This is a genomic window from Actinomyces sp. oral taxon 175 str. F0384, assembly GCF_000223355.1.
Classification (GTDB): domain Bacteria; phylum Actinomycetota; class Actinomycetes; order Actinomycetales; family Actinomycetaceae; genus Actinomyces; species Actinomyces oris.
The window spans coordinates 649,717-663,765 of the sequence record NZ_AFUR01000006.1 but is presented as its reverse complement, the minus strand read 5'-3'; the positions used below and the strand labels follow the sequence as shown (position 1 = coordinate 663,765).

Below are 14,049 nucleotides of genomic sequence, written 5' to 3'. Positions count from 1 at the left end.
TCTTGGGCGGCGTCGACAGAGTTCCACAGGACCCAGGACAAGGATGACCTATGGCACAGACTTCCCAGAATAGCGCGGCGGACATCGCGCACAAGCCCATGATGAGCACTGCTCAGATCCTGTTGATGAACGTCGGATTCTTCGGCATCCAGTACTCCTTCGGCATGCAGCAGAACGCCATGTCGCCCATCTACCAGTTCCTCGGGGCTTCCGCTGACGAGATCCCCATCCTCAATCTGGCCGGACCCGTCACCGGCCTGCTCGTCCAACCGCTCATCGGGGCGCTCTCGGACCGGACCTGGAGCGAGAAGTGGGGACGCCGTAAGCCCTTCTTCCTGATCGGGGCCGTCGGCTGCTCCGTGTTCCTGTTCCTCATGCCCTTCGTCACCGCCTTGTGGATGGCGGTGCTGTGCCTGTGGCTGCTGGACGCCTCGAACAACACGGCCATGGAGCCCTACCGGGCCTTCATCGGCGACCGCCTGCCCTCCAAGCAGCTCGCCAAGGGCTTCCTCGCCCAGTCCCTGTTCATCGGCGCCGGCTCGGCCCTGGCCGCCGGGACCCTCGTCGTTCTGGAGAAGACCCTGGCGGGCGCCACCGCCGCCGGCATCCCCTACTGGGTCTTCGGCGCCTTCATGGTGGGCTCGGTGTGCTCCATCGGCTCGGTGCTCATCTCGGTGCTCTCCACCAAGGAGCTGCCGCCCACGCCGGAGGGCTTGGTCGAGCTCGAGCGCAAGAAGCGGGAGGAGGGCCCCTTCGGCTTCGTCAAGGACATCGGCGTCGCCATCGTCGAGATGCCCCGCGGCCTGAAGAAGATGGCCCTGGTCTACCTCTTCCAGTGGTACGCCATGAACGTCTTCTGGCAGTACCTGGGCCTCATGTGCGCCGTCACCTACTTCGGCGTGAACCTGTCCGACCCGGGGTACGCCAAGACCGAGGCCTTCAACGACGCCTCCGGCTTCGCCACCGGGCTCATGGTCGCCTACTACGTCTCCTGCACGGTCGTCGCCCTCTTCCTGGCGCGACTGTCCGACCGCATCGGCCCCAAGCACGTCCACACCGCGGCGCTGTGCCTCGCCGCCGTCTGCCTGGTCCTGCTCACCCGCATCGGCAGCCCCGGCCACACCGCGGTCCTCTACCTGCCCATGATCGGCATTGGTGTGGCCTGGGCTTCTATTACGGGCGTACCCTACATCATGGCCATTGAGATGATCCGCAAGGAGCGCCGAGGCGTCTACATGGGCGTTATCAATATGATGATCGTCATCCCCCAGTTCATCCAGACCCTCACCTTCGGTCCCATTTACAAGCACCTGCTCGGCGATCACCCGGTCAACGCCATGCTCTTCGTCGCAGTCTTCCTCGTCATCGCCGGTCTGCTCATCGAGTGGATCGACACCGTCAAGGACGCGGACCCGCGGGTGCGCGCCGCCGCCGTGTCCGCCACTGAGACTGCCGTGGCCTGACCGGGTGCCCCACGAAAGGATGTCATCCGTGACCTATACCACCATTGTCGCCGGAGTCGGCGATGTCGAGGCGAACACCCACGTCATCGATCGCGCCTGCGAGATGGCTCGCCTGTGCGACGCCGCTCTTCTCCTCGTCGCCGGCTTCGACCCCGTCTCGGCGCGGGACAAGGCTCGCATCAACGAGTCCGCCCCCGTCGCCGATGTGCGGGGCGGGCTCACCGAGGACCAGGCCTACGCCGTCGTCGAGAAGGCGCGTGATACCGCCGTTGAGCGCGGCGTCGCCCTCGCCCAGGGCGTCGTCGTCGAGGGCACGGCGGTCAATGCCGTCACCCTCGTCACCTTGGAGACCGAGGCGGACCTCGTCATCGTCGGATCCAAAGGCGTCGATTCGCTGTTCGGCCGTATCTTCGGAGCCGTCTCCGTCCAGGTGCTCCGCAAGTCGAAGTGCGACGTCCTCGTCGTCGTTCCCTAGTCGCCGGATAGACGTCGGACGCACGCGTCGGATCCTGCGCGATCGGACCGGCGGCGGATGCCCGCCACGCGGAAGTGTGGCGGGCATCCGCCGCTATGTTTTGAGGTTCTTCGTGTGTGAGGGCGTGGTCGGGGTGAGCGGGTGCCGGTGGTTCGGCGTCTCGGGGTCCTGCGCGGTCGTACTCGGCGTCGCGTGGTCGTACCCGGCGGCGCGCGGTCGTACCTTAGAGGGGCTCTAAGGTACGACCGCGCGGTTTTACGTACGACCGCGTGCGCTGGGGGTACGACCACGCGGTTTTACGTACGACCGGGTGGGATCGCGTACGACCACGTACCCCGAGACCCCGACGAGGAAAGCCCCGCACAACCCCATCCCCACGGCACGAAGAACCCGTTTTGAGCAGTTGTCGTAACTCCTGTGATACGTGGGGCCGGGCTGGGCGCATGGCGACGCTGGAGCTGCCCGCCGGCCTGGTCCTGCCCGGCCCCACCGGGGCGCCCGACGGCGAGCCCCTGTCCACCCGCATCACCCTGCCGGGACACACCGGCCTGTTGGCGCTGCGCCCTTAAGCCCTCGGGCCGGCCGGCGCAGCCCTGTTCGCGGCTGGATGAGTCACCTGCAGCATGGGACTGAAGTCACATAGAGTGCTTCGCGTGCGCCTGCGCGTGCACGGAGTCCCTAGTTCCACAAGAACCGAAAGAGGCAAGGATGCCCAAGTACGTGTACCGCTTCAGCGAGGGTGACAAGGACCAGAAGGATCTCCTGGGTGGCAAGGGAGCGAATCTGGCGGAGATGACCCGGCTGGATCTCCCCGTTCCCCCCGGCTTCACCATCACCACCGACGCCTGTCGCGCCTACCTGGCCAGCGGCGAGGTCCCCGAGGAGCTCTCGGTCCAGGTCACCACCGCTCTGCGTGGAGTCGAGGAGGAGCTGGGGCGCGAGCTCGGCGCCGCCGAGGACCCCCTGCTCGTCTCGGTGCGAAGCGGCGCCAAGTTCTCCATGCCCGGCATGATGGAGACCGTCCTCAACATCGGCCTCAATGACGTCTCCGTCAAGGGCCTGGCCGCCGCCAGCTCCGATGAGCGCTTCGCCTGGGACTCCTACCGCCGCCTCATCCAGATGTTCGGCAAGACCGTCCTGGACATCGACGGCGACCACTTCTCCGACGCCCTGGACGCCAAGAAGGACGCGCGGGGCGTCTCCATGGACTACGAGCTCCCCGTGGACGCCCTCCAGGAGCTGGTCGAGGAGTACAAGGCCATCGTCAAGGAGCACGCGGGCATCGACTTCCCGCAGGACCCCCGCTCCCAGCTGGACATGGCCACCGAGGCCGTCTTCCGCTCCTGGAACACCGAGCGCGCCCACATCTACCGCCGCCGCGAGAAGATCCCGCACGACCTGGGCACCGCGGTCAACGTGTGCACCATGGTGTTCGGCAACATGGGGGAGACCTCGGGCACCGGCGTGTGCTTCACCCGCGACCCCTCCACCGGGCGCACCGGCGTCTACGGCGACTACCTGGTCAACGCCCAGGGCGAGGACGTCGTCGCCGGCATCCGCAACACCCTGTCCCTGGCCGACCTCGAGCGCCTGGACAAGGCCTCCTACGACGAGCTGCGCTCCATCATGCGCCGCCTGGAGACCCACTACCGCGACCTGTGCGACATCGAGTTCACCATCGAGCGCGGCAAGCTGTGGATGCTTCAGACCCGCGTGGGCAAGCGCACCGCCGCGGCCGCATTCCGCGTGGCCACCCAGCTCGTGGACGAAAAGCTCATCACCATGGACGAGGCCCTCACGCGCGTCTCCGGCGAGCAGCTCACCCAGCTGATGTTCCCCCAGTTCGACGACGACTCCAGCCGCGACCTGCTCACCCGCGCCATGGCCGCCTCCCCGGGCGCCGCCGTGGGCTACATCGCCTTCGACAACGACGAGGCCGTCTCCCGTGCCGAGAAGGGCGACTCCGTCATCCTCGTGCGCCGCGAGACCAACCCCGACGACCTGCCCGGCATGGTCGCGGCCGCCGGCGTTCTCACGGCCCGCGGCGGCAAGACCAGCCACGCCGCCGTCGTCGCCCGCGGCATGGGCAAGACCTGCGTGTGCGGCGCCGAGGCCCTCGAGGTCGACTCCGCCGGCAAGACCCTGCGCATCGCGGGGCGCGAGGAAGTCCTCACCAGTGAGGACATCATCGCCATCGACGGCACCACCGGCGAGGTCTTCCTCGGTGAGGTCGGAGTCGTCGACTCCCCGGTCATGACCTACCTGCGTCGTGGCCTGGACGAGGCGCTCAAGGCGGCCGGAGACGAGGACACCCGCGAGCTCGTCACCGCCGTGGACCGCCTCATGCGCCACGCCGATGTGGTCCGCCGCCTCGAGGTGCGCGCCAACGCCGACACCCCCGACGACGCCCGCCACGCCATCCACCGCGGCGCCCAGGGCGTGGGCCTGTGCCGCACCGAGCACATGTTCCTGGGCGAGCGCAAGCAGTTCGTCCAGAACCTCATCCTGGCCTCCTCCGAGGTCGAGCGCGAGGCCGCCCTGGCCGCCCTCCTGCCGCTGCAGAAGGGTGACTTCATCCAGATGTTCGAGACGATGAACGGCAAGCCCATGACGGTGCGCCTCATCGACCCGCCGCTGCACGAGTTCCTGCCGGACCTGACCGAGCTGAGCGTCAAGGTGGCCGTGGACCGCGAGCGTGGCGAGCTGGACCCGGCCGATGAGGAGCTCCTGGCCGTGGTGCGCAAGAGCCACGAGGCCAACCCGATGCTCGGCCTGCGCGGGGTCCGCCTGCTGCTGACCATGCCGGGCCTCATCGAGCTCCAGGTGCGCGCCATCGCCGAGGCCGCCGTCGAGCGCCTCAAGGCCGGCGGCGACCCGCACCCCGAGATCATGATCCCGCTCATCGGGTCGGTGCGTGAGCTCCAGCTGGCGCGCGAGCGCGTGGAGCACGTGCTGCAGGAGGTCTCCCAGGCCTCCGGCTACGCCCTCGACTTCCCGGTGGGCTGCATGATCGAGCTGCCGCGCGCTGCCGTCACCGCCGCCCACGTCGCCGAGGAGGCCGACTTCTTCTCCTTCGGCACCAACGACCTGACCCAGACCACCTGGGGCTTCTCACGCGACGACGTCGAGGGCTCCTTCGTGGGCCACTACACCGACGACGGCATCTTCGGGGTCTCCCCCTTCGAGACCATCGACACCGACGGCGTGGGCGGCATGGTGCGCCTGGGCGTCGAGGGCGGCCGCTCCACCAAGCCGACGATGAAGATGGGCGTGTGCGGCGAGCACGGCGGGGACCCCGAGTCCATCGGCTTCTTCCACCGGGTGGGCCTGAACTACGTCTCCTGCTCGCCCTTCCGGGTGCCGGTGGCCCGCCTGGAGGCCGGGCGCGTGGCCGTCGCGGACAAGGCTGAGTAACCGGGTAACCGGGTAGCCGGGTAGCCGGGTAGGGCGGCCCGCGGACCAACAGCGTCGTGGGGGTCGGGCTGGGATCAGGAGGCCGGCGACGGCGAGGCGATACCGAGTCGCCCGCCCAGCCAGTCGAGCTGGTCGGCCAGCGCCGGCCCCCACACGGCCCAGGTGTGGGCGCCGTCGTACTGGCGGGTGCTCACCGTCATCCCGGCCCTCGTGGCGGCCTCGGCCAGGACGGGCACGGCCCCGCGGTAGCTCGTGTCCTGGCGGCCGACCGACAGGATGCCGGCGATGCCGTCGTAGCGGCCGGGTGGGGCGGTGGACATCAGGGAGAGCGGGTCGTTGGCCTCGTAGGCGGCACGGTCTCCTCCGAAGCCCTGGGAGATGGTGCGCTCCACGCCGCCCAGCGTGGGGTGCTCCTCGGCGCTGATGGCCAGGAAGGTGCGGTAGACGCCCGGTGAGCGGGTGACGACCTGCATCGCGCAGGTGCCCCCGTTGGACAGGCCGGCCACCGCCCAGTGGGCGGGGTCATCGTCGACCTGCAGGTTCGCCCTGATCCAGGCTGGTACGTCCTTCTCCAGGTAGGTGGCCACCTTGCCGCCCGCCTCGGTGTCGGAGCACAGGGGATTGGTGTACGGGCTGCCCAGGAGGTCGGCGACGACGACTACCGGGGCCAAGCCGTGGTGGTTGGCCGCGTAGGCGTCCATCGTGTCCTTCAGGTTTCCCAGCTCGAACCAGTCCGACGGGCTTCCCGGCTGCCCGGTGAGCAGGACGAGGACCGGCAGGGCCGGGCGCTGTGAGCCCAGGTAGGCCGGCGGCAGGTAGATGAAGGCCCCTCGCGGCGTGAAGCCCTTCGTTCCGGACTGGTCACCGGCCGGGATGTCGGCAGTGACCGCCTGGCCGCGGGCGGGCATGTCCGACGGCGGCCTCCAGGTCTCCTCCAGCATCCCGCGGCCACGCACGGGTGCCGGAGATCGGGCCGCGGCGCCCTGCAGGCGGTTGAGTGGCGTGGTCGCCACCCCGTAGCCCAGGACCGATGCCAGGGTGGGGTAGGAGGCGAAGAAGGTGTTGATGGCCAGCAGGGAGGAGGCCACCACGGCCACGAGGCTGGAGGCCGACTCCGTGGCGCGCACCAGGCGGCGGTTGCGTGAACGCACCGCCCGGTGACGTCCTTCGGTGCGGTTGCCGGTGACCAGCTGGGCGATGACGAGGCCGACGACACCCACCCAGGTCCACACGAACCAGCCGACGCCGTCGGCGACGGGATGCCAGATGACGTCCACGACCAGCCAGAAGGTCACTGCGCTCGCTGCGGCAGCAGCAGGTACGACGAGCTGGCGAGGCCAAGGCAGGTAGCGGGTGCGCCGCCACCACAGCCAGGCGATGACCACCGCGGCCACGACCACGCAGACCGCCCCCAGCCAGGGCTGGAGGAGGTGGACGGCCTTGAGGGCGCCCACGACGCCGCCCGACGCCTGCACGTCGGCCGTGCTGCCGGTAGTGCTGCCGACCATGCTGCCGGCAGTGGTGGCGTCGGCGGTGGGCGCGCCAGCACCGCTGATCTCAGTCACGGTTCATCAGCACATGGGCGAAGCGCGCCGTCTGGGAGGGCTTGAGACCGGGCAGGTAGGCCCGGGCGATGGCGATCCCCACCGTGGGCAGGTCCACCAGGTCGGGAACCGCCAGGTACATGGGCACGGAGCGCGGCTTGAACTTGCGCTTGTAGGCGTGCAGGGAGCCGAATCCGTAGGCCGGCTCCAGCACGGAGGCCAACAGGTTCAGGAGCGGGTCGAAGCGTGAGGAGGCATCGCCGTCGGCCGGTGCGGAGCGCGACAGCGGCGCCCCGGACAGGGACAGGATCTCCAGCCCCTCGGCCTGGGCGTCCTGGGCGGCGCGCCCGATGAGGTACTCCATGACGGGGCGGAAGCCGCCCTCGCGGCGTCGCATGAAGTCCAGGGTCAGGCCGATGACGCGCCCGTCGCGGTAGACCGGCAGCCAGGAGGTGACGCCCTGGACGGTGCCCTCGGCGTCCACGGCCAGCAGCAGGCGTGTCTCGGCGTCGTCGAGCTCGGCCAGGCCGCCCAGGGTGAAGCCCATCTCCGGCAGCGGCTTGTCACTGGCCCAGGCCTGGGAGATGGCCCGGATCTGGTCGCGCCGGCCGGCCGGGCAGTCGCGGAAGGTGGTCCATACCGCCTCGACGCCCTCCTTGTTGGCGTGGTTGAGGGCGGTGCGCACGTCCTGGTAGGCCTTGCCGCGGAAGGCCAGGTCCGGCAGGTCCAGGACGGACTCCTCAGCCACCTGCATGATCGTCCAGCCCATGGCGCGGGCGGCCTCCATGGCCGGGGCGTGCACCGAGTACAGGGCGGGGATGAGTCCGGCGTCGGTGGCGAAGTCGGCGAAGTCGCGCACCGCCTGGGCCACGTCGGCGTCGTCGGCGGCGGGGTCCCCGACCGTCAGGGCGACGTCGCGGCTGGGCCGGTAGGAGAAGCCGGCCGTGCCCGCCTCGTTGACCCAGGCCTCGTTGCCCTGCCAGGTGAGCATCCACCCCAGGGTCCCGGCGCCGCGGCTGCGCACCAGGTCGACGAGCTCCTCGCGGTCGGAGATCCGGGTGCGGGCGGGAGCGGACTGGGCCAGCCACACCCACAGGATCGTCAGGAGCCACACCAGGACCGGAACCCACGCGGTGAGCAGGTAGGCCAGGGGGGTCAGGGGCTCGACGATCAGGCTCATGATGCCGCCGGTGCTGATGGGCAGCAGGTAGGACACGTAGGTCTCCAGCAGGGCGGGCCAGGTCGCGTAGGGGGAGAAGTCATGAGACATGAGCAGGCCCCCGGCAACGGTCAGGACCGCCCCGCCCAGGAGGGTCAGGACCCAGGCGACGACGGCGCGGCGAATGACGCCGGGGCGCGAGCCCAGGGTGAAGCGCCTCCTGGTCCACACCACCAGGCTGATGACCACGATGTTGAGCAGCAGCGGCACCAGCAGGTGCCCCGAGCGCAGCCAGCTGTGCAGGAGCTGGGTCGTGGTGGAACCGGACTCGGGTAGCTGCTCGCCGATCTTCTCCACCAGGGCGAACAGGGCCGCGCACACCCCCAGGAAGATCTGCAGGGCGATGGTGCCGTAGGCCGCTGAACGACGCCCCCGGCGCAGGCCGTCGGCCAGGACCAGCTGCAGGAGCGCCGGCATGCACATCAGGAGCTGCTCGACGGGGTAGATGACGGCGTCCTTGGGCAGGATGGCGGGGGTCAGCCCGTAGCGGGCGTCAGCCAGGGGGCCGGCGGCGTTACTCACCACCGCCAGGGCGCAGCTCACGGCCCAGCAGGCCACCAGGAAGGCCACGAGCTCGCGCTCCACGCGCCGGGGCAGCTCCTGGGAGGGGGCCGACTGCTGCCCGCGCTCCAGGACGACGCCCATGATGAGGCCGATGACGCCGGCTCCCAGGCGGGCCAGGGCGCCCACGGTTCCGGTCACGGCGGCCGAGACGATGAGGACGGCGAAGGCCGCCAGGCGCGTGCGCCGTCGCCAGGACGGGCGCATGACGCTGGTGGAGGCCGCCACCAGGCCGGCGATGGGCAGGCTGATGCCCTGGATCGGGGCGTGGATGAGGTAGGGGGACCAGGCGTCCCACACGCGCCCGATGAGGGGGTAGAGCGCCTGGGCCAGGACGATGCCCCCGGCGCAGGAGACGACGGCGGTGGCCAGCCACCGTCGCGTGCCCAGGAGCCGCTCCAGCAGCACGCCGATGGACAGCAGCATGAGGCTTCCGGTCACCGGCAGCAGGTGGCCGGGGACCGCCCAGGCGGTCAGCAGGGTCCACACCCTCTGGGGCTGGTGGATGTAGGCGGACAGGATGATCTGCCCCCGGGGCCCCCAGGGCAGCAGGAGGATGCTGATGACGAGGGTCAGCGCGGCGCAGGTGGTTGCGGCCGGTGCGGGGGCCAGCCAGGCGCGCGCGGCCCGTGAGGCTCGGTGCGCGTAGGCGCTCAGGTGCGAGGGCTCAGACGCAGGGGCCGGCGGCGCCGACGACGGCGATGGTGCGGGCGATGGGGTGGAGGAGGGCACCGGCGAGGGCGCGAGCTCGGATGCGTCCGGGGGAGATGTGGTGGACGAGGCCGACGGCATGAACGCTCCTCAGCGGTAGGTGATGGGAGGCTGGTGATGCGATAGGGGACGGTCGGGGCTCCCCGCCGGGAGTCGACCAGCCGACATTCTTATCCACTTCCCGGGCATCCTCATCCACCTCCAGGTGGATGCGACCATGAGACCGGTCTCTCCAAGAATCGGGGATAACCCTAGGAGATAACCTCGATCTGGCCGTGTTCTCGCGGTTTTCTCCCTGTGAGTGGGCTGATGTGGTGGGGTGACGGCCCGCCCCTCGTTGCCGTCATGAGATAGTCTGCCGTGTGCTGGCGGTCGTGACAGGATGGCTGGGCACTGTGTTCGTGGGGACTCGACTGTGAGCCGTCCACGCGCGTGCCCACCTGTGCTGGGGGCCATCGCGGAGCAGGACGACGAGGAAAGGCGGCCCCATCCATGGCCATGTACGAGCTCGACGGCAACCACCTCCTGCCCGTGCGCCTGGGTCGCTCCGCTGATGCCATCACCCTGTCTCACAGTCTGGTCGCCATCCAGCGTCAGATCGTCGATGTCCTGCGCCGCCCGCTCTTCCCCCTGTCATGGGAGGAGCTCGAGACCGGGGCGAGCCTGACCGCCCTGGACGCCACCGGGCAGGTCGTCGTCGTCGAGGTCCTGGAGAGAGTCGACTCCACAGGGCTGCTGGCCGCCATGTCGCGCCTGACCCAGGCCGCCACCGCGGGCCGCCGTGAGATCGCCAGCAGGTACGCCGGCGGGCTGGGGGCCTTCAGCCAGGACTGGAACGAGTTCCGCGAGGCCATGCCCGCCCAGGTCGAGGCCGGGCCGAGGCTGACAATCCTGAGCGCCTCCCTGGAGCCCGACGTCGTCGGAGGGCTGGGAGTGCTGGCCTCCTCCGGGCTGGAAATCCACGAGGTGGACGTGCGCATCGTGGACGAGTCCCGCATCGTCGTCGTGGTGGAGAAGATCTCCGGAATGGACGTGGCCGCCGGGGGGCCGCTGCTCGTGGCCCGTGCGCCCCGCCCGGCCCTGGCCGGTTCCGCCTCCTCCGGCTCGAACGGCTCACGGGGCATGGACGCCGCTGAGCAGGCCGAGCACATGAGTCCGGTCACCGGCCCCATCGAGATCGTCATGCCCTCCGAACCGGTGACCGCTCCCGAGGCCGGGGGCGTTGATGAGGCCAGTGCCGCCATCCCGGCGGGAGCCTTCGCCGCGACAGGTGCCGCCGATGCGCTCTCCGAGCTGTTCGAGCCGGTGGCCGTCACCGCCGAGCAGCCCCAGGTACACGCCCTCTCCGCCCAGGGCGCCGACGAGCCCTCGCCCGAGAACCCCGAGGAGGCCGGCGCCGCCCAGTCCGCCGGGCGGGCCGCGCCCGAACCGGATGAGGGGACTGCCGACGTCGCCGACGGCCCCGTCGACGACGGCACTAGTGACGACGCTGCCGATGATGGACCCGCGACCGATGCCGACCGCGGTGCCGAGCACGGGGCTGAGCACCGTGCCGAGGCTGAGCCGCAGGCCCCGCAGAGCCGGCCCGAGCCGGGACCGGAGAGCTCTGATGCCGCCGCTCCGGCCCTCGCCGCCTCCGAGCCCGCGGATGGCTCCGAGGACTCCGACCACCACCCCGGCGACTCCGACCACAAGACCGGTGACCACGACGCCGCTGGTAGCGCTGACAACGCTGGCGCCGCCGGCAGCGTCGGTCAGGACCTGGCCGACATCCTCAGCGGTGACACCGTGACCGTTCCCGCCGTCGTCGACCTGGGCGAGGAGCCCGTCGCCGACGACGCCGGCCATGGGGGCCGCTCCGACTCCACCGATGACTCCAGCGCCGGGCAGCGGGCCGTCGCCGCCCTGGCCGGAGGCGTGGACATCCTCGGCGGGAGCAGCCTGTCCGGGGGGAGTGGTTCAGCGGCCTCGGCCGGCGAAGCCCCGAGCCCGGACGGCTCGCGCACCCGCATGGGACGGCGCTCGCGGGCGGCGCACTCTCAGCCTGAGGCTTCCTCGGCTGCGCCCGCCGCGCAGGCCTGGTCCACGGTCGCCCCCAACGAGTCCCGCACAGAGGCGCCCACCGGCGCGGTGCCGCTCGTGTCCTGGGAGCCGCTGCGCGGCTCGGCCGACGGGCTCGACCCGGTGGCCGAGGCGCTGGGCGGGGACCCCTCCAAGTCTCTCCTGGTCCAGGAGACTGCGGAGCTGGCGGCCGTGGCGGCCTCGCTGGGCAAACCGACCCAGATCGTCTGGCAGCGGCTGCGCCGAGGCATCTACCACGAGGCGATCCTGTCGGTGGAGGGGGTCATCACCCTGTCCGACGGGCGCTCCTTCACCGACCCGACGTCGGCCGCCAACGCCGCCCAGGCCGTCACCGATGCCGATGGCTGGCGCGTGTGGCGCGTGGGGGTGCACGGCGCCCACCTGGGGGACCTGCGCGACGACCTGGCCGACCGCGGCCTCTGAAGCCCCCTGCCCCCGAGTCTGACTGTCCGGTCGGCTCGTCCGTGCGATCGAGTCCCTTAGGTCGTAGGTCGTAAACCCCCTGACATCCTGCGCCCGTAGAGGAGGGTCGCCCGATGCCGCGAGGCTGGAGGCGGCTCGCGGCTTTCCCGACCACGCGGGCCGGGGAGATGACCATGAACGCGACGCGCAACGTGACGCGCAACGTGACGCGCAGGGGTGCGGCTCTGGTTGTGGTGGCCTTGTTGGCCTCGTTGTCCCTGCTGACCGCCTGCGGCTCGACGTCGTCGTCGGCCAGTTTGCCGCCGCGTGAGCCTCCGTCCGGTGAGCATCAGCTGACGGCCAAGGACGTCAATGCCTGGTTGGACGGGAAGTTGCCCGATGCCTTGAAGAACGAGGATATTCCGGGTGCTGTGGTGTCGGTGGTCAAGGACGGTCAGGTGGTGACCACCCGTGGTTATGGGTGGTCCAATACGGGTGCTTCGGGCGGGCAGCCGGTGGCCGTGGACCCGCAGACGTCCTTGTTCCGGGTGGCCTCGATCTCCAAGATTCCGACCTCCATCGCGGCCATGCAGCTAGTGGAGCAGGGCAAGGTGGACCTCGATGCCGATATCAGTGCCTACCTGGACTTCGAGATCGAGCGGCGCTTCGATGAGCCCCTGACCCTGCGCAACCTCCTGACTCACTCGGCGGGCTTCGAGGAGAGCATCCGGATGGCTCAGGACGAGACGGACCTGGAGGCCTACGTCAAGACCAATCCGCCGGTGCAGGTCTTCGAGCCGGGGAGCACCCCGGGGTACTCCAACTACGGCATGGCCCTGGCCGGCTACATCGTGCAGCGGGTGAGTGGTCAGCCTTTTGAGACCTATGTGCGTGAGCACGTCCTGGAGCCGGCGGGCATGACCTCCTCCACCTATGAGCAGCCCCTGCCCAAGGATATGGCCGGCTCCCTGGGCCCGGGCTACACCTCCACGGGTGAGGAGGTCCCCTTCGAGCTCATGGGTGACTTCCCGGCCGGCTCGCTGACTGTCTCGGCTCCGGACTTCGCGGCCTTCATGAACGCTCAGCTGAGTCGCTCGCCCAAGCTGTTGCGTGAGGAGACCTGGGAGCAGATGTGGTCGCCCGGGCTGGGGGAGGAGCGGCTCGGCAACCGGGCCAAGGCCGGGGAGATGGGCCTGGGCTACTTCGACCTCTCCCGTCACGGCCGGCGAGTCGTGGGGCACGGCGGCGACATTGTGGGGTGGCACTCCCAGTTCGAGCTCTACCCCGAGGAGAACACCGGCATCTTCATCGCCTACAACGGCGATGGTAACGACAGCGACTCCTCGAACAACCTGCGCGAGGACCTGGCTCAGGGCTTCGCCGACCGCTACTTCCCCGGCGAGACGGTTAAGGCATCCGGCAGCAAGGACTCCGCCGAGCGCGCCCGCCAGGTGGCCGGCTCCTACGTGCCCAGCAGAGTCCCGTGGGCCTCCTTCGCGGCGGCCTGGGTGCCGACTCTCTTCCCGGCAACGATCGAGCAGACGGGCGACGGGGGACTCAAGGACGGTAAGACTCAGTATGTCGAGGTCGAGCCCTGGGTCTGGCGGCAGGTCGACGGGCGCAGCGCCTTCGCCGCCCAGGTTGAGGACGGCAAGGTCGTCAGCCTCAGCCAGGGGCCCGCGCTGACCCTGATCCCTATGACACCGGTTCAGCAGATGCTCGCTCCTGTGTTCGGCATCTGCCTGGTCCTGCTGCTGGTGTTGACGGTGGCCTGGCCGATCGGGGCACTGCGACGACGTCGGGCCCTCGCGCGGGGCCGGGAGGTCGGCGCCCCGGTGTCGTGGCTGACCCGGGTGGCTCGGGGCGGGGGCGCCGTGGCGCTGGCCTCTCAGTTCACCTGGATCGTGATACTCGTCGTCTTCGCAGCCGTTCAGTCTTCTATCGTGGGCTATGGCTCCCTTGCCTGGGTCGTCCCGGTGGTACGGGGCGCCCAGGTCCTTCAGGCTCTGGGCGTGGTGGCCGTCATCCCGGCAGCAGCTGACCTCGTGATGTCCCTGAGGCGCCGGACGGGCTGGCGGAGGATCACCATGTCGACCGTTCTCCTGGCGACACTGGTGGCACTGGCCTGGTGGGCCTGGGCCGGCAACGCCCTGGTACCCAGGCTCGGACTGTGACCGG

8 protein-coding genes are annotated in these 14,049 nt (G+C 70.0%); 6 read left to right on the top strand and 2 right to left on the bottom strand.

The window, feature by feature from the left end; translation table 11 throughout:
- Positions 1–50: 50 nt before the first annotated feature.
- The 4 genes from HMPREF9058_RS11325 to ppdK all read left to right on the top strand — a co-directional run bounded on the left by HMPREF9058_RS11325 (position 51) and on the right by ppdK (position 5,352).
- A complete protein-coding gene (locus HMPREF9058_RS11325; protein WP_009407314.1) occupies positions 51–1,463 on the top strand; it encodes an MFS transporter in 1,413 nt (470 codons plus the stop codon).
- A 28-nt stretch (positions 1,464–1,491) separates the two neighbouring features.
- A complete protein-coding gene (locus HMPREF9058_RS11320) occupies positions 1,492–1,938 on the top strand; it encodes a universal stress protein (protein ID WP_009747803.1) in 447 nt (148 codons plus the stop codon).
- Positions 1,939–2,381: 443 nt separating this feature from the next.
- The gene (locus tag HMPREF9058_RS13975) at positions 2,382–2,507 is read left to right on the top strand and encodes a hypothetical protein (RefSeq protein ID WP_009407275.1); all 126 of its coding nucleotides are present in this window, start codon (positions 2,382–2,384) and stop codon (positions 2,505–2,507) included.
- Between the two features lie 139 nt (positions 2,508–2,646).
- Positions 2,647–5,352 carry a pyruvate, phosphate dikinase gene (gene ppdK, locus HMPREF9058_RS11315; protein WP_009747937.1) on the top strand — a complete coding sequence of 902 codons (2,706 nt, stop codon included), beginning with the start codon at positions 2,647–2,649 and terminating at the stop codon, positions 5,350–5,352.
- Positions 5,353–5,426: 74 nt separating this feature from the next.
- Here ppdK and HMPREF9058_RS11310 read toward each other — a convergent pair whose 3' ends face one another.
- Positions 5,427–6,860 carry an alpha/beta hydrolase family protein gene (locus HMPREF9058_RS11310; RefSeq protein ID WP_050798062.1) on the bottom strand — a complete coding sequence of 478 codons (1,434 nt, stop codon included), beginning with the start codon at positions 6,858–6,860 and terminating at the stop codon, positions 5,427–5,429.
- 49 nt (positions 6,861–6,909) lie between these two features.
- Positions 6,910–9,468 (bottom strand): bifunctional lysylphosphatidylglycerol flippase/synthetase MprF, encoded by a 2,559-nt coding sequence (locus HMPREF9058_RS11305; RefSeq protein WP_009407022.1) that lies wholly within the window; start codon positions 9,466–9,468, stop codon positions 6,910–6,912.
- A gap of 411 nt (positions 9,469–9,879) precedes the next feature.
- Here HMPREF9058_RS11305 and HMPREF9058_RS13870 point away from each other — a divergent pair, with 411 nt between their 5' ends.
- Positions 9,880–11,892: a hypothetical protein gene (locus HMPREF9058_RS13870; protein ID WP_009747929.1), complete on the top strand. Its 2,013-nt coding sequence runs from the start codon at positions 9,880–9,882 to the stop codon at positions 11,890–11,892.
- Between the two features lie 173 nt (positions 11,893–12,065).
- On the top strand, positions 12,066–14,045 hold the full coding sequence (locus HMPREF9058_RS11295; RefSeq protein ID WP_050798046.1) for a serine hydrolase: 1,980 nt from the start codon (positions 12,066–12,068) through the stop codon (positions 14,043–14,045).
- Positions 14,046–14,049: the final 4 nt, after the last annotated feature.